We start from the raw sequence: 19,214 nt of genomic DNA, 5'->3' as shown, positions 1-19,214 counted from the left end.
CGAGAAGGTTCGGTTCTCCCGAGGAGGCCGCTCATGACCGCTCGCACCCCTGATGCCGAGCCGCTGCTGACCCCGGCTGAGGTCGCCACCATGTTCCGCGTCGACCCCAAGACGGTCACGCGGTGGGCGAAGGCCGGCAAGCTCACGTCGATCCGCACGCTCGGCGGGCACCGCCGCTACCGCGAGGCCGAGGTCCGCGCTCTGCTCGCGGGCATCCCGCAGCAGCGCAGCGAGGCCTGAACAACTGCATAACCGGGCATTCCGGCAGGTCCCCCAACCCGCCGGGCAGCCCGAACCCTAGCTCCAAGCGACGCGGGTCCTGCCCCAACAGGGCCCTCGCCCACGGTTCCGAGACATCAGCCAGGGTGCGTCGTCGATCGCGCTGGACTCCGCCGGGTCCAGCGCGATCTTTTTTGTGCGCGGACCGACCGGGCCGGACACCTCTGTGAGCGGGCTTGTCGAAGTCTGGGGAGGGGTGTCGGAACAGCTGTGGGACACCCTTCGACGGCAGTGCAATTGCACATATTAAATTGACCAGTTGTAGGAGCCGGGTAAGTACCGTCGTTTCAAAAACTCATGCGGTGACACCCGTCACATGCCAGGCTACTTGTTGCCCCTGGCGTATGTGCGCTAGTGGAGGCCCGTGTTCCAGCGCCCTTGCCACACAAGGGTGTTGAGGATGCGGGACGGTCACGCGGGGGAGGGGCTCTCGTCCTCGACCCGCTCGCCGGCGCCGTCCTCGGGGCCGGGCGTCTGCAGGGCCAGGCGGAGCAGCTGGTGGCAGACAGGACAGTGCCGGGTCACATGGCGGTACGAGGACGCGGCCGACAGATGTGCGCGGAGCAGCGCCCGCGTCGCGTGCCTCGCCGATGCCGCCATACGCCACCTCCGGGGGCCGTACGGGAAACGGTGCCCTGACTCCTGGGGTACCGACGGAATGTGACGCCGTCAAGGGCGCGGGCGCCACCAGGGCGGCCGTATACGGCCCGGGAGCGGATTCGGGATACCGGATGCGCCGCAAGGGGTGTGAGGGGCCTTCAGGGCCCTCGGCCCGCACCGGAGACGGTGCGGCCCGGCCCAGAACGGCGGCGGACACACCAAGAGGGCCCGCTCCCTCTCGGGGGCGGGCCCTCTTGCTTCACGCGGTCCTGACGGGATTTGAACCCGCGGCCTCCACCTTGACAGGGTGGCGAGCACTCCAAACTGCTCCACAGGACCAGGTTTCGCTGCGCTGTTCGTGCGTTGCGCTGCGAGAAGGACTCTACAGGAGCCTGGCCCCCTGGTCGAACTCACCCTGTGTGGGGGCGTCGTCACGGCGGTTACGGGACCGCCGCGTCGATCGCCTTCACGATCCGCTTGTCGGAGACGGGGTACGCCGTGCCCAGCGCGTGGGCGAAGTAGCTCACCCGCAGCTCCTCGATCATCCAGCGGATGTCCAGGACCGACGCCGGGACCGGGCGGCCCCGCGGCATCTGCTCCAGCAGCCAGGCGTACTCGTCCTGCATCTCGCGGATCTTCTCCATGCGGGTGGTGTCCCGCTGGACGTTCGTCGGCATCTGCTGGAGCCGGCGGTCCGCCGCCACCAGATAGCGCATCAGGTCCGGCAGCCGGCGCAGCCCGGCCTCCGTCACGAAGCCCGGCTTCACCAGCGCGTCCAGCTGCCCCCGCACGTCCTGGAGGTTGGCCAGCAGCGCGGGGCTGCGCACGGCCTTCAGACGGCGCTCACACGCCTGCCAGGCGGCGAGCACCTGCTGCACCTGGGCGACCGTGCGCACCGTCGTGTCGACGATGTCCGCGCGGACCTTGTCGTACAGCTTCCGGTACGACTCCTCGTCCCACGCGGGGCCGCCGAAGTCGGCGATCAGCTTGTCGGCCGCCGCCATCGCGCAGTCGTCGAACAGCGCCTGGACGGAGCCGTGCGGATTCGCCGACAGGGCGAGCTTCTGCGCGTTCGTCAGCTTCTCGGAAGCGAACTTCGCGGGATTGACCGGGATGTTGCGCAGGATCAGGCGGCGGGTGCCCTTCCACATCGCCTCGGCCTGCTCGGCCTCCGTGTCGAAGAGGCGCACGGACACCGTGTCGCCGTCGTCGACGAGCGCCGGGTACGCCTTGACCGGCTGGCCGGCGCGGCGGGTCTCGAAGACGCGGGTGAGGGTGCCGATGGTCCAGTCGGTGAGGCCCTTGCGCTCCAGGGACTCCCCGCCCTGCCGTACGGCGGTCGCCGCCGCGGCCTGGGACAGGGCCTTGCGCGCCTTGGGCTTCAGCTGAAGCTTCAGCGCCTCCAGGTCCTTGTCCTCGGCCAGCTTGCGGCGGCGCTCGTCGACGATCCGGAAGGTGATGCGCAGGTGGTCCGGCACCTTCGCCCAGTCGAAGTCGTCCGCCTCGAAGGGCACGCCGACCATCCGCTTCAGCTCGCGGGCCATCGTCACGGTCAGCGGCTCCTGGAGGGGCGCCGCCTTCTCCAGGAACGCCTTGGCGTAGTTCGGCGCGGGCACGTAGTTGCGGCGGATCGGTTTCGGGAGCGAACGGATCAGCTCCGTCACCAACTCCTCCCGCAGACCCGGGATCTGCCAGTCGAAGCCCTCGTCGGTGACCTGGTTGAGGACCTGCAGCGGGATGTGCACGGTCACGCCGTCGGCGTCCGCGCCCGGCTCGAACTGGTAGGTGACGCGGAACTTCAGCTGCCCCTGCCGCCAGGTGTCGGGGTAGTCGGCCTTGGTGACCGCCTCCGCCGACTCCCGGATCAGCATCTCCCGTTCGAAGTCCAGGAAGTCGGGCTGCTCGTGCCGCTTGCGCTTCCACCAGGAGTCGAAGTGGGCGCCGGAGACGACGTGTTCGGGGACCCGCTGGTCGTAGAAGTCGAACAGGGTCTCGTCGTCCACGACGATGTCGCGGCGCCGGGCCCGGTGCTCCAGCTCCTCGACCTCGCTCAGCAGCTTGCGGTTGTCCGCGAAGAACTTGTGGTGGGTGCGCCAGTCGCCCTCGACCAGCGCGTTGCGGATGAACAGCTCGCGGCTGACCTCCGGGTCGATCCGGCCGTAGTTCACCTTCCGCTGGGCGACGATCGGCACGCCGTACAGCGTGACCTTCTCGTACGCCATGACCGCGGCCTGGTCCTTCTCCCAGTGCGGCTCGGAGTAGGTGCGCTTGAGGAGGTGGCCGGCGAGGGGTTCGACCCACTCGGGTTCGATCTTCGCGTTGACGCGGGCCCAGAGGCGGGAGGTCTCCACCAGCTCCGCGGACATCACGAACCGCGGCTGCTTCTTGAACAGGGCCGAGCCGGGGAAGATCGCGAACTTGGCGTTGCGCGCGCCCAGGTACTCGTTCTTGTTGCCGTCCTTCACGTCCTTCATCCCGATGTGGGACAGCAGGCCGGCGAGGAGGGAGACGTGGACGCGGTCGGCGGGGGCGTCGTCCTCGTTGAGGTGGATGCCCATCTGCTTGGCGACCGTGCGCAGCTGGGTGTAGATGTCCTGCCATTCGCGGATGCGCAGGAAGTTCAGGTACTCCTGCTTGCACATGCGGCGGAAGGAGCTGGAGCCCCGTTCCTTCTGCTGCTCGCGGATGTACCGCCACAGGTTGAGATAGGCGAGGAAGTCGCTGGTCTCGTCCTTGAAGCGGGCGTGCATCTGGTCGGCCTGCGTCTGCTTGTCGGCCGGGCGCTCGCGCGGGTCCTGGATGGAGAGCGCGGCGGCTATGACCATGACCTCGCGGACACAGCCGTTGCGGTCCGCCTCCAGCACCATGCGGGCCAGGCGCGGGTCGACGGGCAGCTGGGCCAGCTTGCGGCCGGTCTCGGTGAGCCGCTTGCGCGGGTCCTTCTGCTGCGGGTCGAGCGCGCCCAGCTCCTGCAGGAGCTGCACACCGTCGCGGATGTTGCGGTGGTCCGGCGGGTCGATGAAGGGGAACTTCTCGATGTCGCCGAGGCCGGCCGCGGTCATCTGGAGGATGACGGAGGCGAGGTTGGTGCGCAGGATCTCCGCGTCGGTGAACTCCGGGCGGGCGAGGAAGTCCTCCTCGCTGTACAGCCGGATGCAGATGCCGTCGGACGTACGGCCGCAGCGGCCCTTGCGCTGGTTGGCGCTGGCCTGGGAGATCGGCTCGATGGGCAGCCGCTGGACCTTGGTGCGGTGGCTGTAGCGGGAGATCCGGGCGAAGCCGGGGTCGATGACGTACTTGATGCCGGGGACGGTCAGGGACGTCTCGGCGACGTTGGTCGCGAGGACGATCCGGCGGCCGGTGTGCGGCTGGAAGACCCGGTGCTGCTCGGCATGCGAGAGCCGGGCGTACAGCGGCAGGATCTCGGTGAACCGGTACTTCTTCTTCTCCAGCGCGTCGGCGGTGTCGCGGATCTCCCGCTCGCCGGAGAGGAAGACGAGGATGTCGCCCTGGCCCTCGGCCATCAGCTCCTCGACGGCGTCCGTGATCGCGGTGATCTGGTCGCGGTCGGCGTCGTCGGAGTCCTCTTCGAGGAGCGGGCGGTAGCGCACCTCCACCGGGTACGTCCGGCCGCTGACCTCGATGATCGGCGCGTCGCCGAAGTGCCGGGAGAAGCGCTCGGGGTCGATGGTCGCCGAGGTGATGACGACCTTGAGGTCGGGCCGCTTGGGCAGCAGCTGCGCGAGATACCCGAGCAGAAAGTCGATGTTGAGGGACCGCTCGTGGGCCTCGTCGATGATGATCGTGTCGTAGGCGCGCAGCTCGCGGTCGGTCTGGATCTCGGCGAGCAGGATGCCGTCCGTCATCAGCTTGATGAAGGTGGCGTCCGGGTTCACCTGGTCGGTGAAGCGGACCTTCCAGCCGACGGCCTCGCCGAGCGGCGTCCGCAGCTCCTCGGCCACCCGCTCGGCGACCGTGCGGGCCGCGATCCGGCGGGGCTGGGTGTGCCCGATCATGCCGCGCACGCCGCGGCCCAGCTCGAGACAGATCTTGGGAATCTGGGTGGTCTTGCCGGACCCGGTCTCACCGGCCACGATCACCACCTGGTGATCCCGGATGGCGGCCGCGATCTCGTCCTTCTTCTGGCTGACCGGCAGCTGCTCGGGGTAGGTCACGGCGGGGACGCGCAGGCGCCGCCCGGCCATCCGGTCCTCGGCCTTCGCCACCTCCGCCTCGATCTCGGCGAGCACGGCGGCCCTGGCCTCCGGCTTACGGATCTTGCGTGCCCCTTCGAGCCTGCGCCCGAGCCGGTGCGCGTCGCGCAGCGACAGCTCGGTCAGGCGGGAGGCGAGGGAGCCGAGGGCGGGGGCGGGATGCGTAGACATACGCAGTCCAGGATCGCATCCCGGGGAAAGAAGGAGCGAACTCTTTTGCGTCCGCCCCTGCTCACGTCCCCGCGCCCGCCCTCCTCACCCGCCTCGTGTCACCGCTCGCCTCCCCGGCGGCCGTCACCGCACGTCGACGTAGTCCTCCGCGCCGCTGCCGACGACGTGCCTGCCGTCCGGCTCCAGGAAGACGGGCACCCAGGTGCCGTCCTCGTGCGCGGTGTAGCCCTTGCCGAAGGATCCGTTCGTCTGCGAGGTGACGGAGCCCATCAGGTACCAGGTGTCCTCGCCCTTGGGCCGGAAGAGGATCTGCACCTTCTTGCCGCCGTATGCCTTCCAGGTCGTCGTGCCGGGCGGGCGCTCCTGGAGCACGCCCTTCACGGTGATCGTCCGGCCCTTGTAGACGGCTCGGGGGAGGCGTTGGCGTCCTTGATCCGGGTCTCGGCGCGGTTGCGGCGCAGGCTCGCGTTGACGGAGCCCTTAAGTCGGGGCGGGGGCGGACTGGCGGCCGACCCATCACCCCCCACATGGCGCATCAGGTAATGCCGCGTTGAGCTATCTGTGTGTTATCTTCTGTAGCTGTCCGAACACTTCCGTAATGGGCGTAGGCGTAGTGATTAAAGTTTGCTCCGCCTTTTCCCGGTCGCGGTAACCGGATTACGCCGAACGGGCTTCTGGGCTTCTCCGAGTTCTTCGCACGGCGTTATAGAGAGTCGGGTCTCGTGCGTTCGTGCGAGGCCCGACTCTTTTTCGTATCGGGTGCAGTGATCAAGGCATTTGACGCTTGCTTCTCCCGCCTTATCGAGATTCCTCTGCCGCGCCGGCTCTGCGCCGACTATTAGCCTCATATGGCGTATCGGGGAATTGCGGCCTCGATTGATCTCCGTGTTATCTTCTGTAGCTGTCCGATCACGTTCCGTGATGGGCGCATGTGGAGAAGAGACCGGAGAAGTGATGAGCAAGTTCAAGAAGGTCACGGCTGTAGCAGTCATGGTCGGCGGCATGGCTCTCGGTGGCGGAGTTGCCCACGCCGGTGACGGCGACTACATGGACGACTACAAGCACGTATACGAGTACGACATCAAGGACTACCTCCTCGTCGGCAACCTGCAGGCCGTCGACTGCGACCAGGAATTCAACGCCGGCGCTGCCTTTGCGCCCATTCAGGCTACGGGGACCGGCGACAACACCCAGCTGATCGGGAACTTCTGCACGGTGGTCGGGCCTGTCAGCGACTGATTCCGCGGCATGGTGACGAGGAGCCAGGCTTGCGCAGGATGCGCGAAGCCTGGCTCCTTTCGCGCTCGCAGAAACATCTGGTTTCGAGGCGCGCGAGGCCCGAAACGCAAGAACTGTTCCGACGTCGACGCTCAGCCCTCTGAAGTGATGCAGAAGACCGTGTGATCAGGGCCGTCTCCACACCATGCTGTACAGGCGCAGGTGCCGCCGCTGTGGTCTTGCCGGGTCAGGCTGGCTGCACGCTATCGACGTCGGGAGAAGAGGGTGACCCATCAGCCGCCACGGCAGTCCGTCCCGGAAGAGACCGATCCGGCACGCATCGCGTTGCGTCCCGCCCGCCAAGCCGCCCGACGGGTGAGCTGGAACGCAGAAGCGGGCGGCACCCGGTTGGGGCCGCCCGCTTCGTGTGGTCGTGGTCAGGGCCGGTAGTCGCCCTCAGGGCTCTGTCAGCGTTGTGCCGGGGCGGGGCCGAGCAGCAGATCCATCGCGATGACCTTGAACCACCGCGGGTTTTCTTGCTGTTGACCGGTGCCGCGCAGGTTGGGGTGGCCCAGCAGAGGGTCGGTGAAAAAGCCGCGCTGCCCTTGGCTGTGCTGTTGTCAGCCGCGCCGGTGCTTGACGACAACCTTTTTGCGGTCCTCCTCGAAGGCGAACACCCTGCTGGTCCTCCTCACGGTTTGGTCGCCGGACCCGACCGGCAGGTTGACCGTGATATTGCACGTCTGGGTCTGGGTGTTCCCCGAAGCAGTGGCTGCCCCGCCCGTCGCGGTTCCACCCCCAGCGTCCGCGTCACCGCCGGTGGCGGTGATGGATTGGGTGCACAGTGGGCCCGCCGGTACGGCGACGATGGGGGCGGGGCTGCTTTCATCGTCAAACCTGGCGTACTTCGCCTGGTGAGACTTTGCGAAGAGGAAGAGATCTTCGGCGTCGGAGGAGTGGTCCTTTCCGGAGTGGGGCTCTCGCATGTGGGCGGGCTGGTGATCGTCGGCATAGGCGCTGCCGGCGCCCGAGACCGTCAGCACGCTGATCGCGGCGCCGAGTAGGGCGGCTTTTGGGCCAAAGCGCATGTGAGCCTCCATGTAGTCGTTGCCCAGGGTGTATCCACGGACGCTTTAGCAACGCGGCAACGACCATATGGTTCTGATTTCCTCATCCGTCTGGCTCGCACGCTTCCGGGTGACGTGCAGAGCCGAAAGGTGCCGCCCGCACAGATGTTCGAACTGTTCTACGCGAGCCGCAGTGCTGCGCGGCGGGGAAGTGCTGCCAGACCCTCCTGTCCCGCCGCATGGTGCAGTCCATCCATGCGGTACTGCGGAACGCCCTCCAGAAAGCTGTTGGGGTTCTGCTGGGACGCGGTGGATCTCGATCGCGAGACTGTGACTGCGTCTGGAGATCCGCTTCCATGATCTCCGTCACTCCGCCGTCTCGCTCCTGCTCGACTTGGGGGTGCCTCCGCACATCGTGCGGCAGATCGTGGGTCACAGCGACACCGGGGTGACCATGAAGGTCTACGCCCACGCTTCGCTCGATGAGCGGAGGAAGGCGCTGCGCCGGCTCGGAGGCACCCTGTCCTGAGGGCGTTGGCGTACCGGCTGGCGTAGCCGACACGAAAACACCCCCTGCGGGAGAATCCCGGAGGGGGTGTATGCCCTGACAGGGCGGTTGTGGCTGGGGCCGGGGTCGAACCGGCGACCTTCCGCTTTTCAGGCGGACGCTCGTACCAACTGAGCTACCCAGCCACGAGGTTTCACGTGGAACGAAACCTCAGCGGTCCTGACGGGATTTGAACCCGCGGCCTCCACCTTGACAGGGTGGCGAGCACTCCAAACTGCTCCACAGGACCAGGTGTGGGTTGTGTGCGAACCGACTACGTAAGTGTCGCACACCGTACTGCGTGCCCCCAACGGGATTCGAACCCGTGCTACCGCCTTGAAAGGGCGGCGTCCTAGGCCGCTAGACGATGAGGGCTATCGGCCCGCCTGGGCGCTTCTCAGCGCGTCGGGGACGTGAGAAGCATATGGGATGGCGGGAGGGATCGCCAAAACGGTTTACGGAGAAGGGCGCCGGGAGGGGGACGGCGGGGTGCCCGGGCCGCTCGGCGAGCCGGTGGCCGAGCCGGTCGGGGAGGGGGACGCGCCCGGGGTGTTCTCCTCCACGAGATGGCGGCTGACCTCCGCCGTCGTCTGGCCGAGGCCGCCCAGCCGGATGGCGTCCCAGGCCTGGAGGCGGCGGGTGTCGCGGTCGAAGTAGAGGATCGACGCCTCGATCGGGTCCGGGTACTTCCCCTCCACCGCGCGCAGTCCGCTGCCGCCCGTCGAGCCCTCGACGCGCAGCCGGGTGCCGTACTTCATGACCTCCGTCTGCTGGTGGTGGACATGGCCGGCCAGCACCAGCGGGACCTCGCCGTCCGTCTGGCGGGCCGCCGCCGGCTCGTGGGCGATGGCGACGTCCACCGGTGTGCCGGCCGCCCGCTGGTCGCGCAGTGCCGAGGCCAGCCGGGCGCCCGCCAGCTTCTGGGACTGCTCGGCGCCCGGCTTCTCGGTGCGGTCGGGGGTGAACTGGGGATCGCCGATGCCCGCGAACCGCAGGCCCCCGACGGAAACGGCGCGGCCGTCGTCGAGGACGTGGACGTTGTCCAGGCCCTCCAGATAGCGCTGGGTGAGCCGGGAGTCGTGGTTGCCGCGGACCCAGACGTAGGGGGCGCCCAGATCCTCGATCGGGTCGAGGAAGCCGTTCTCCGCCGCCGTGCCGTGGTCCATCGTGTCGCCGGAGTCGACGATGACGTTCACCTCGTACTGCTCCACCAGCGACGCGATGATCTTCCAGCTCGCCGGGTTGAGGTGGATGTCCGAGACGTGCAGCACGCGGATGGTGGTCGGGTCGGGCGCGTAGGCCGGGAGCGTCGAGGTGGCGTCGTACAGCTTGGTCACGTTCGTCACCAGGCGCGCCAACTCCTTCTGGTAGACGTCGAATTCCGTGACGATGCTGCGGGCGTCGCCGACCAGGGAGGGCGCGGAGCTGAGCAGTCCGGAGAAGCGGGGTTCCAGGACCGACTTCGGGTTCCAGGTCGCCCACGCCGTCACGCCGGACGCCGCGAGCAGCGTCAGGGCGAGGCCGCCGGCGGCCAGGGCGCGGCGCGGGCGGCGGTAGACGGCGAGACCGAGGGCGGTGGCTCCGGCGACCACGGCGACGCCGGAGCGGACGGCCAGGTCGAGGGTGCCGTCGCCGACGTCGCGGGTGATCTCGTCCTGGAGGCCGGAGATGCGTTCGGGGTGGTCGACCAGGGCCTGGGAGCGGACCGGGTCGAGCTGGTCGACGTTGACGTCCAGGCGGACCGGGGCGATGTGGCTGTCCAGATGCAGGGCGCCCAGCGGCGAGACGTTGATCTTCGTGCCGCCGGTGAAGGACGGGCGCAGGGTCATCGTCGTGTCCATCGGCCCGACCGGAACCCGTACCTGCCCGACGGCCAGCAGCCCCAGCCAGCCGCCGAACAGCACGACCGCGACCAGACCGAGCGCGCGGGCCCAGGGGCGGGACCGGCCGGCGAGTTCGGGCGAGGGCTGTCCGGGCGAGGGGCTGGGGGTGTGGGTGCGGGTGCGGGAGGACGTGCTGCGCATACGGTTCCGGGCGTTCAGGACTGCGGCGAGGACGCGGGCCATTGGGGCCTTGTGCCCAGGTCCGCCGGTGGCTATGCGGTGCACCGAATCGGCGGCGGGACCTCGCGCGCGCCAAGGCCTCGTGCGCGCCGGGGACTCTCGTACGGCCGGGGCGTGCCGGACAATGGGCCTGTGCTGGAGATGACGCGCGAGGAGTTCGAGGAACTGGTCGCCGAGGCGCTGGACCGGATCCCGCCGGAGCTGACGCGGCTGATGGACAACGTCGCGGTGTTCGTCGAGGACGAACCGCCCGCCGACGATCCCGAGCTGCTCGGGCTCTACGAGGGGACTCCGCTGACCGAGCGCGGCGAGTGGTACGCCGGGGTGCTGCCGGACCGGATCACCATCTACCGGGGTCCCACGCTGCGGATCTGCGAGAGCCGGGAGGACGTCGTCGCGGAGACCGAGATCACCGTGGTGCACGAGATCGCGCACCACTTCGGGATCGACGACGCCCGGCTGCACGCGCTGGGGTACGGGTGAGCGGGGCGGGGGTCATGGGTGCCGCGGGCCGGTGCCGCGGCTGAGCGCCGCACGATTCGGTGGTTCCGCGGGGGTCCGCGCGTGTCCTCTTGCGGGCGGCGGGAGTTGGGCACATTGACTCTTCACCGGCCCCCGGAGGTGGCTGCTCGTGCGCCCCTTGTACGTACCCGTCCGCCTGGCCGCCACCGTCGTGGCCGTCGCCGCCGCCACCGGCTGCATGAGCGTGGGTGACGGCGACGCAGGCCGGGCCAGGCCGTCCCACTCGGCCGGGCCCGGAGGCGAGGCACCCGACGGGGGCCCGGCGGTCTCCGGCGGCGCCGGGTACCAGGGCGTGGCGGCCGGGGACGCCGAGCGCGCGGACGGCAAGGGCAAGGGCAAGAAGAAGGGCAAGCGGGGCGACGACGGGGCGGGTGCGTCGGCGGCGCCGTCGGCCTCCGCGCCGGCCCGCGGCGGCGCGTCCGTCTCGCCGCCGCCCGGACCCGGGCAGACCGCCAAGCCCGGGGGCGGCGGCCCGCGGCCCACGCCGGCCCAGCCGACGCCCACCCGCACCACGCCGGCGCCCGAGCCGCCCGCGCCGTCACCGGAACCGCCGTCCTCCCCGGAGCCGACGGTCGCGGAGCCGTCCTCCTCCGCGCACCCGGAACCGGGACCGCAGCTGGCGGACCGCGAGCCGGCGCCGGAGGCGGGGGCACCGGCGTAGGAGGGTGCGGCGTGGCCGGGGCATCGGCGACGGGTGCGGTGCGCGACGACGGCGGGTGCTGTGCGCGGCGGTGGGCTCTGTGCGCGACGGGGGGTGCCGGATGCCCTCTGGGTGGCCGGGCGGTGCGTGTGGCGCACGCCTCTGGGCTCGCGGTTTGCCTTCGGGGGTGAGGAGTGCGTATGGTGGTAGATCGTTTGATCCCATTTGCCCGGCGCCAACGCAGAGAGCGCCGTGTGGCGCGTACTCTCCTTTGCCGTGGCGGACCGCATCGAGGCGGTCGTGTGCGAAACACGGAGTTGACGGGCGCGTGCCGATGAGACTCCGGAAGGTTTCGCAGACGTATGTCCATCTTCAGTTCTGACCATGCCGTCGTGTCCGAGGACGAGGTCGTGACGGAGGCCGCCGAGGCGGCCCAGCCGACCGAGGCGACCGAGGCGGCGCAGTCCGCCGAGGCCGTCGAGTCCGCCGAGGACACCACCCCCGAGATCACCTTCGCCGACCTCGGTCTCCCCGAGGGCGTCGTGCGCAAGCTCGCGCAGAACGGTGTGGTCACCCCCTTCCCGATCCAGGCCGCGACCATCCCGGACGCCCTGGCCGGCAAGGACATCCTCGGCCGGGGCCGCACCGGCTCGGGCAAGACCCTCTCCTTCGGTCTGCCGACACTGGCCCGGCTGGCCGGCGGCCGCACCGAGCGCAAGCGCCCGCGGGCCGTCATCCTCACCCCCACGCGTGAGCTGGCCATGCAGGTCGCCGACGCCCTCCAGCCGTACGGCGACGTGCTCGGCCTGCGCATGAAGGTCGTCTGCGGCGGTACGTCCATGGGCAACCAGATCTACGCCCTGGAGAAGGGCGTCGACATCCTCGTCGCCACCCCGGGCCGGCTGCGCGACATCATCAACCGCGGCGCCTGCTCGCTGGAGGACGTGCAGATCTCCGTCCTCGACGAGGCCGACCAGATGTCCGACCTCGGCTTCCTGCCCGAGGTCACCGAACTGCTCGACCAGGTGCCGGCCGGCGGCCAGCGCATGCTCTTCTCCGCCACGATGGAGAACGAGATCAAGACGCTCGTCGACCGCTACCTGAACGAGCCGGTGCTGCACGAGGTGGACGCGGCGCAGGGCGCGGTGACGACCATGTCGCACCACATCCTGATCGTGAAGCCCAAGGACAAGGCGCCGGTCACCGCCGCGATCGCCTCCCGCAAGGGCCGCACCATCGTCTTCGTCCGCACCCAGCTGGGCGCCGACCGCGTCGCCGAGCAGCTGCGCGACGCCGGGGCCAAGGCCGAGGCGCTGCACGGCGGCATGACCCAGGGCGCCCGGACCCGGACCCTGGCGGACTTCAAGGACGGGTACGTCAACGTGCTGGTCGCCACGGACGTCGCCGCGCGCGGCATCCACGTCGACGGCATCGACCTCGTGCTGAACGTCGACCCCGCCGGTGACCACAAGGACTACCTGCACCGGGCCGGCCGTACCGCCCGCGCGGGCCGTACCGGCACCGTCGTCTCGCTGGCCCTGCCGCACCAGCGGCGCCAGATCTTCCGCCTGATGGAGGACGCGGGCGTCGACGCCTCGCGCCACATCATCCAGGGCGGCGGCGCCTTCGACCCCGAGGTCGCCGAGATCACCGGCGCCCGGTCCATGACCGAGGTGCAGGCCGAGTCCGCGGGCCACGCCGCCCAGCAGGCCGAGCGCGAGGTCGCCCAGCTCGCCAAGCAGCTGGAGCGCGCCCAGCGCCGGGCCGCCGAGCTGCGCGAGGAGGCCGACCGTCTGGTCGCCCGCATGGCGCGGGAGCGGGGCGAGGACCCGGAGGCCGCGATCGCCGAGGCCAACGCCGTCGTCGAGACGCCGGCCGCCGAGGCCCGCGTCGAGACCGTCGTGGTGCCGGAGCAGCCGGCGGCGCAGGACGTGGACCGGGCGGAGCGCGTGGAGCGCCGGGACGGCGAGCGGGGCGGTGACCGGGGCGGCTTCCGCCGCGATGACCGTCGTGACGAGCGCCGGGACGAGCGTCGTCCGTTCGACCGGGACCGTGACCGGGACCGTGGTTTCGACCGTGGTGACCGCAACCGCGACCGTGGGTTCGAGCGCCGGGACGACCGTGGTGGCCGTTCCTTCGAGCGCCGGGACGGCGAGCGCGGCGGCTTCCGCCGGGACGACCGCCGGGACGAGCGCCGGGACGACCGTCGCCCCTTCGACCGGGACCGTGACCGCGACCGTGGTGGGCGTTCCTTCGAGCGCCGGGACGGCGAGCGGGGCGGCTTCCGCCGGGACGACCGTCGTGACGAGCGCCGGGACGAGCGTCGTCCGTTCGACCGGGACCGTGACCGGGACCGTGGTTTCGACCGTGGTGACCGCAACCGCGACCGTGGGTTCGAGCGCCGGGACGACCGTGGTGGGCGCTCCTTCGAGCGCCGGGACGGCGAGCGCGGCGGCTTCCGTCGCGACGACCGCGCCGGTCACCGCGGCAGCGACCGTCCGTTCAACCGTGACCGCCAGGGCGACCGCCCCGGCTTCCGCTCCGCCGGCCACGAGCGCCCCTACGGCCGCCGTGACGACCACCGCGCCGGTGGCTCCTTCGGCCGCCGCGAGGACAAGCCGCGCTGGAAGCGCAACGGCTGACACAGCAGCTGACGCCGGTCGCCCCTGCGGCGGCCGGCCGTGAGAGGGCCCGTACGACTCCGGTCGTACGGGCCCTCTCCGCTTATCGAGATGTGACGTGTGTCACGCATCCGGGGTGGGCATCGCTGGGGGCATGACAAACAACGCGAGGCTGTCGGACGAAGAGCGGCTGGCCCAGCTCGGCTACACGCAGGTTCTCGCCCGCCGCATGTCGGCGTTCTCCAACTACGCGGTCTCCTTCACCATCATCTCGGTGCTGTCGGGCTGCCTGACGCTCTACCTGTTCGGGATGAACACCGGCGGCCCCGCCGTGATGACCTGGGGCTGGGTGGCCGTGGGCCTGATGACCCTGTTCGTCGGCCTGGCGATGGCGGAGATCTGCTCGGCGTACCCGACCTCGGCGGGGCTGTACTTCTGGGCGCACCGGCTGGCCCCGGCGCGCAGCGCGGCGGCCTGGGCCTGGTTCACGGGCTGGTTCAACGTGCTGGGGCAGGTCGCCGTGACCGCCGGGATCGACTTCGGGGCGGCGTCCTTCCTGGGCGCCTATCTGAACCTGGAGTTCGGCTGGGAGGTCACCCCCGGCCGTACGATCCTCCTCTTCGCGGCGATCCTGCTGCTGCACGGCCTGCTGAACACCTTCGGCGTGCGGATCGTCGCCCTCCTCAACAGCGTCAGCGTGTGGTGGCACGTGCTCGGCGTGGCGGTGATCGTCGGCGCGCTGGCCCTGGTGCCGGACCGTCACCAGCCCGCCTCCTTCGTCTTCGGCGAGTTCGTGAACAACACCGGCTGGGGCAGCGGGGCGTACGTGGTGCTGCTGGGGCTGCTGATGGCGCAGTACACCTTCACCGGCTACGACGCGTCCGCCCACATGACCGAGGAGACGCACGACGCGTCGACGGCCGGGCCGAAGGGCATCGTCCGGTCGATCTGGACCTCCTGGATCGCCGGCTTCGTCCTCCTGCTCGGCTTCACCTTCGCCATCCAGTCCTACGAGGGCGCCCTCACCTCCCCGACCGGCGCGCCGCCCGCGCAGATCCTGCTCGACGCCCTCGGCGTGACCGCGGGCAAGCTGCTGCTGCTCGTGGTGATCGGGGCGCAGCTCTTCTGCGGCATGGCGTCGGTCACCGCGAACAGCCGCATGATCTACGCCTTCTCCCGCGACGGCGCGCTGCCTTTCTCCCGCGTCTGGCACACGGTCAGCCCGCGCACCCGGACGCCGGTCGCGGCGGTGTGGCTGGCGGCGGGCGGCGCGCTGGCGCTCGGGCTGCCGTATCTGATCAACGTCACGGCGTACGCGGCGGTGACCTCGATCGCCGTGATCGGGCTCTACATCGCCTACGCCATCCCCACCCTGCTGCGGCTGCGCAAGGGCGACGCGTTCGAACGCGGGCCCTGGCACCTGGGGCGCTGGTCGCGCGCGGTCGGGGTGGTGGCGGTCGGCTGGGTCGGCGTGATCACCGTCCTGTTCATGCTGCCGCAGGTGTCGCCGGTCACCCCCGAGACCTTCAACTACGCGCCGGTCGCCGTGCTGGTGGTGCTGGGCTTCGCCGCGAGCTGGTGGGTGGTCTCGGCGCGGCACTGGTTCCTGCGGGCGGCGGCGGACCGGCCCGCCGTGACGGAAACCGCCGATTCGTAGCCTCCGGCGCATTTCGCTCGCCGCCCCGGCAGCGGGTCCGGCGTTCGCCGGGCACCGGGCCGCGCCGTGTCACCGATACCCGATCGGAGACGCGGCCCGATCCGGCTATGCTCGGGGTGGCGAACATCGCCTCGGGCCGTTAGCTCAATTGGCAGAGCAGTGGACTTTTAATCCATTGGTTGTGGGTTCGAGTCCCACACGGCCTACGGTGCGCAGCGGAGGTCTCGGCCTCCGAGCTGCTGGAAGCGCCTCGACCGGTTGTCCGCGGTCGGGGCGCTTCGTCGTGACGCCGGGCGTACCGGCGCGTCGCCGGTGCGCGTGAAGGCCCTGTGGAAGCGGCCGTGGCGCCCCTTGCGCCTCTTGTACACTCCCCACGCTTCATCGCGCCAACTCGGGGGAGATTCATGGGCGTTCCCGTCAGTCGCGTCATCCGCCCGGTGGTCTCCGAGCACGCCCCCGGGGAGCGGGACCTGCTGGACGCGGTCGAGGGGATGACGCCGCGGGACAGACGCCGGCACCTGGCGGAGATGGGGCGGGCTCCGTCCACGTCCACCGTCGACTTCGGGCTGGAGGTCGTCGTACCGCTGGTGACGCCGGTGCTGTGGCTGGTGCTCACCGAGACGGCCAGGGAGGCGGCGGCGACGGCGGTACGGGCTTCGGCGCAGGCGGCACGGTCCCGCTGGCGTCGGTGGCGGGGCCGCGCGCCGGAGGACGAACCCGAGATCCCGCTGCCGCTGTCGGCGGAGCAGCTCGGCGTGGTGCGCGAGGCGGTGCTCACGCAGTGCGTGGAGACCGGGTTGAGCCCGGACCGCGCCACGGCCATCGCCAACGCCGTCTTCTACGAGCTGTCCACGGCGACGGGCCGGGAGGATCCCTCGGGGCAGGACGAGCCGACGGGCCGGGGCCGGTCCTTAGGGCAGGGGGAGCCGGCGGATCGGGATCGGTCTTCTGGGCAGGGCGGGTCGGCGGATCGGGATCGGTCCCCTGGGCAGAGCGAGTCGGCGGATCGGGTTTCGTCCGCCGGACAGGGCGAGCCGGAGGGGCAGGGCGGGACCGCGGAGGGGGACGGCGGCGGGCGGGACTCGCGGTGAGTGCCGGATCCGGCGACAGGGACGGGCCGGCCGCCGCGCCCCACGGCTTCGATGACCGGGCCGCCGCACCCCACGGTGCCGATGCCCCGTCCACCACGGCGCCCGACGGTGCCGATGATCCGTCCCTTACGGCGCCCGACGGCGCTGATGTCCCGTCGCTCACGGCGCCCGACGGCCCCGACGGTCCGTCCACTACGGCGCCCCACGCCCCCGACGGCCCGACCGCCACCGCACCCCACACCCCCGACGCCCCACCCCCCGCCGCTGAAGTCGGCGGCCGAGAGCCACCCCCCGCCCCGCCTGACCTCGACCGGCGTGTGCTCGCCGCGGGGACGCATCTCCGTTTCGCCCTGCTGGTCGTCCTGATCGTGTCGGCCTCGGTCAATCTGATCTCCGTCAGCGTTCCGCAGCAGTCGGACGCGAAGTGGCTGTGGACGGCCGCCGGCACCGTCGCCACACTCGGCACCGCCGGTCTGCTGTACCGCCTTGCCCCGGCCTGGGAACGGCGCCGGGCCGGGCTCGTCGGGATCGGCAACGCGGAACTCCTCACCGAATTGACCGGATTGGCCGAGCGCGCCGGCGTCTTTCCGCCCCCGGCCTTCCGGTTGGCCCCGTCGGCCGTGACGGTGAGCGCCTCGGCGTTCGGGCACCGGCGCTCGCGCACCGTCAGGCTGAACGCCGGCCTGCTGGCCCGGCGGACGGCGGACGCCCCGGGTTTCCGGTTCGTCGTCCTGCACGAACTGGCCCACATCCGCAACCGTGACGTCGGCGTCGCCTACGCCACCGAGGCGCTGTGGCGCGCGGTCGCCGTCCTCGTCCTCCTCCCCTGCGCGGTGATCGCCCTCTACCCGAGGCCCTGGGCCCAGTCACCCGCCGAGGTGTTCGACCTGTGGCGGACGCACTGGTCGACGGGGCTGCGCGGGCTGTTCGGCGTCGCCTTCCCGGCGGTGCTGATCCTGGTGGCCCGGGCGGACGTGATGCGCACCCGGGAGCTGTACGCCGACATCGACGCCGCCCGCTGGAGCGCGGACGCCAGCCGGCTGCCCACGGCCGGAGAAAAGCCCGGCGGGGGCCGGCCGCGGCGGTTGCGGTGGCTGCGGTGGCCGCGGTGGCTGCGGGACGTCTGGCGTACGCACCCCGCGTGGTCGGAGCGGAAGGTCTCGCTGCTGGACCCCGGCCCGATGTTCGGCGTGCGCGCCTCGACGATGTTCCTGTCCGGTGTGGTGACCGCGCAGGTGGCCGTGGGCCTCGACCTGGCCGTGCGGGAGCTGGCGGGGACCGGGACGTCGTGGGCCTCGGACCTGCCCGAGTGGACGGCCGCCGCGCTCGTCACCGGGATCGCCGGGGTCGCCGTGTGGCGGGCGGTCGCGTACGCGGTGGCCTGCGGGCTGCGGGTGCCGTCGGGGCTGCGGGCGGGCCTGTGGCTGGGGTTCGGGCTGGGCGTCGGCGAACTGCTGACCTTCCAGCACGCGGGTACGGGCTGGCTGCCGCCCGCGCCGCACGTGCTGCTCGTCCTCGTGGCCGGGTCGGCCGTCCTGCTGTGGTGGGCGGCCCAGTGCGCCGAGCTGTGGGTGACGACCTGCCGGGGCCGTTCCCTGGTGCCCAGTCATCTGATCGGCACGGCCGCGCTGCTGGTGGTCTACGGCGGCTGGTTCACCTGGTGGGCCTCACGGGGCCATCTCTTCGTGGGCGGCGACTTCCTCGCCGCGGTCGACTGGGACACGCTGCTGCGCCGGGTGTACCCCGCGACGCCGCCGGAGCAGATGCCGTATCTCACCGTGCTCAAGTGGCTGGCGTACGTACCGCCCATGACCTCGTCGCCCCTGGTCCACGTCGGCGGCACCGTGCTGTGGCTGTTCCCGCTCGCCGTCTGGGCCCGCTCGCAGCGCTCCGGCCCGGCGCCGTGGCTGCGGCGCGCCCGGCCGGAGGGCCCCTGGCCGGCCCTCGACGGGACCGTGCCCGCGATGCGGTGGCTGCTGGCGCGGGTGGCGCTGGGCGGCGCCCTGACCGTGCTGGTGCTGCTCGGCACCCGGATGTGGCTGCACCACACCCGGCCGCCCGCCGGTCACCGGGGCGCGGCGTGGATGGTCCAGGTGTCGGGGCTGAGCCTGCTCGCGATCCTGGCGACGGTCGCGGTCACGACCGGAGCGGTGTACGCCACGACGCGGCGGCACCGGCTGGCGCTGGCCCTGGCGGTCGGCGGCTCGGTGCTGATGACCGGCCTGGCCGCGGCCTTCGTCCTGGCCTCCGCCGACGGCTGCGTACCGGGCGGGCAGGCGGTGGTCTCGTCCTGCGTCTGGCAGGCGCGGGCCGGGTCGCTCATGGTCCACGTGCTCCTCGCCCCGTACGGACTCGGCCTCGGCTTCTACGCCGTGATGGTCACCGCGCTGCCGCTGGCGGCGGCGAGCCGGCTTGTGGTGCGCGTGCCGTGGCGCCGGCGCACCCGGCCGTACGCCCGCCGCGCCGCGGCGCCGGAGGGACGGGCGCGGACCCGGCCGTACGCCCACCGCGGCGCGGCGCCGGA

At 71.1% G+C, this 19,214-nt stretch carries 13 protein-coding genes and 5 tRNA genes; 9 read left to right on the top strand and 9 right to left on the bottom strand.

The features are described from left to right. Positions 1-33 precede the first annotated feature (33 nt). Positions 34-240, top strand: a complete 207-nt coding sequence (bldC, locus tag AB0K92_RS30655; RefSeq protein WP_003949541.1) for a developmental transcriptional regulator BldC — start codon at positions 34-36, stop codon at positions 238-240. A 450-nt stretch (positions 241-690) separates the two neighbouring features. Here the strand turns inward: bldC and AB0K92_RS30650 are convergent, their stop codons facing one another. From AB0K92_RS30650 to AB0K92_RS30635, 4 genes are all read right to left on the bottom strand, one after another. Next, a complete protein-coding gene (locus AB0K92_RS30650; RefSeq protein ID WP_365928292.1) occupies positions 691-879 on the bottom strand; it encodes a DUF6274 family protein in 189 nt (62 codons plus the stop codon). Positions 880-1,143: 264 nt separating this feature from the next. Next, positions 1,144-1,218, bottom strand: a tRNA-Asp gene (locus tag AB0K92_RS30645). Between the two features lie 101 nt (positions 1,219-1,319). Further along, positions 1,320-5,264, bottom strand: a complete 3,945-nt coding sequence (gene hrpA / locus AB0K92_RS30640; RefSeq protein ID WP_365928290.1) for an ATP-dependent RNA helicase HrpA — start codon at positions 5,262-5,264, stop codon at positions 1,320-1,322. Positions 5,265-5,387: 123 nt separating this feature from the next. Next, positions 5,388-5,636 carry a hypothetical protein gene (locus tag AB0K92_RS30635; RefSeq protein WP_365928288.1) on the bottom strand — a complete coding sequence of 83 codons (249 nt, stop codon included), beginning with the start codon at positions 5,634-5,636 and terminating at the stop codon, positions 5,388-5,390. A 582-nt stretch (positions 5,637-6,218) separates the two neighbouring features. Here AB0K92_RS30635 and AB0K92_RS30630 point away from each other — a divergent pair. Next, positions 6,219-6,503 (top strand): hypothetical protein, encoded by a 285-nt coding sequence (locus AB0K92_RS30630; RefSeq protein ID WP_365928286.1) that lies wholly within the window; start codon positions 6,219-6,221, stop codon positions 6,501-6,503. A 599-nt stretch (positions 6,504-7,102) separates the two neighbouring features. Here the strand turns inward: AB0K92_RS30630 and AB0K92_RS30625 are convergent. The 5 genes from AB0K92_RS30625 to AB0K92_RS30605 form a co-directional block, all read right to left on the bottom strand. Next, entirely contained in the window at positions 7,103-7,570 is a 468-nt protein-coding gene (locus AB0K92_RS30625) for a hypothetical protein (protein WP_365928284.1), read from the bottom strand. Between the two features lie 598 nt (positions 7,571-8,168). Continuing rightward, a tRNA-Phe gene (locus AB0K92_RS30620) sits at positions 8,169-8,242 on the bottom strand. A gap of 29 nt (positions 8,243-8,271) precedes the next feature. Beyond that, positions 8,272-8,346: transfer RNA gene (locus AB0K92_RS30615), tRNA-Asp, on the bottom strand. Positions 8,347-8,398: 52 nt separating this feature from the next. Continuing rightward, positions 8,399-8,471 (bottom strand) — tRNA-Glu (locus tag AB0K92_RS30610). Positions 8,472-8,551: 80 nt separating this feature from the next. Next, positions 8,552-10,162 carry a metallophosphoesterase gene (locus AB0K92_RS30605; protein WP_365928282.1) on the bottom strand — a complete coding sequence of 537 codons (1,611 nt, stop codon included), beginning with the start codon at positions 10,160-10,162 and terminating at the stop codon, positions 8,552-8,554. Positions 10,163-10,291: 129 nt separating this feature from the next. Between AB0K92_RS30605 and AB0K92_RS30600 the strand changes: the two genes are divergently transcribed. From AB0K92_RS30600 to AB0K92_RS30570, 7 genes are all read left to right on the top strand, one after another. Further along, complete coding sequence (locus AB0K92_RS30600) at positions 10,292-10,642, top strand: metallopeptidase family protein (RefSeq protein ID WP_189696131.1); 351 nt, start codon at positions 10,292-10,294, stop codon at positions 10,640-10,642. A 148-nt stretch (positions 10,643-10,790) separates the two neighbouring features. Further along, the gene (locus tag AB0K92_RS30595) at positions 10,791-11,342 is read left to right on the top strand and encodes a hypothetical protein (protein WP_365928280.1); all 552 of its coding nucleotides are present in this window, start codon (positions 10,791-10,793) and stop codon (positions 11,340-11,342) included. 341 nt (positions 11,343-11,683) lie between these two features. Then, positions 11,684-13,963, top strand: a complete 2,280-nt coding sequence (locus AB0K92_RS30590; protein WP_365928278.1) for a DEAD/DEAH box helicase — start codon at positions 11,684-11,686, stop codon at positions 13,961-13,963. Between the two features lie 133 nt (positions 13,964-14,096). Continuing rightward, the gene (locus AB0K92_RS30585; RefSeq protein WP_365928275.1) at positions 14,097-15,599 is read left to right on the top strand and encodes an amino acid permease; all 1,503 of its coding nucleotides are present in this window, start codon (positions 14,097-14,099) and stop codon (positions 15,597-15,599) included. Between the two features lie 133 nt (positions 15,600-15,732). Further along, a tRNA-Lys gene (locus AB0K92_RS30580) sits at positions 15,733-15,805 on the top strand. A gap of 198 nt (positions 15,806-16,003) precedes the next feature. Then, positions 16,004-16,690, top strand: coding sequence for a hypothetical protein (locus AB0K92_RS30575; RefSeq protein ID WP_365928273.1), 687 nt, complete (start codon positions 16,004-16,006; stop codon positions 16,688-16,690). A gap of 317 nt (positions 16,691-17,007) precedes the next feature. Further along, the coding region (locus AB0K92_RS30570) for a M48 family metalloprotease (protein WP_365928271.1) at positions 17,008-19,214 on the top strand (2,207 nt) is incomplete at its 3' end.

The organism is Streptomyces sp. NPDC052687 (genome assembly GCF_040678395.1).
Lineage (GTDB): Bacteria > Actinomycetota > Actinomycetes > Streptomycetales > Streptomycetaceae > Streptomyces.
The sequence above is the reverse complement of the archived record's forward strand: the minus strand, read 5'-3'. Positions and strand labels throughout refer to the sequence as shown.

Coding starts and splice junctions, on each gene's coding strand:
- bldC (WP_003949541.1), top strand. CDS start 34: ATGACCGCTCGCACCCCTGATGCCGAGCCGCTGCTGACCCCGGCTGAG.
- AB0K92_RS30650 (WP_365928292.1), bottom strand. CDS start 879: ATGGCGGCATCGGCGAGGCACGCGACGCGGGCGCTGCTCCGCGCACAT.
- hrpA (WP_365928290.1), bottom strand. CDS start 5,264: ATGTCTACGCATCCCGCCCCCGCCCTCGGCTCCCTCGCCTCCCGCCTG.
- AB0K92_RS30630 (WP_365928286.1), top strand. CDS start 6,219: ATGAGCAAGTTCAAGAAGGTCACGGCTGTAGCAGTCATGGTCGGCGGC.
- AB0K92_RS30625 (WP_365928284.1), bottom strand. CDS start 7,570: ATGCGCTTTGGCCCAAAAGCCGCCCTACTCGGCGCCGCGATCAGCGTG.
- AB0K92_RS30605 (WP_365928282.1), bottom strand. CDS start 10,162: ATGGCCCGCGTCCTCGCCGCAGTCCTGAACGCCCGGAACCGTATGCGC.
- AB0K92_RS30590 (WP_365928278.1), top strand. CDS start 11,684: ATGTCCATCTTCAGTTCTGACCATGCCGTCGTGTCCGAGGACGAGGTC.
- AB0K92_RS30585 (WP_365928275.1), top strand. CDS start 14,097: ATGACAAACAACGCGAGGCTGTCGGACGAAGAGCGGCTGGCCCAGCTC.
- AB0K92_RS30575 (WP_365928273.1), top strand. CDS start 16,004: ATGGGCGTTCCCGTCAGTCGCGTCATCCGCCCGGTGGTCTCCGAGCAC.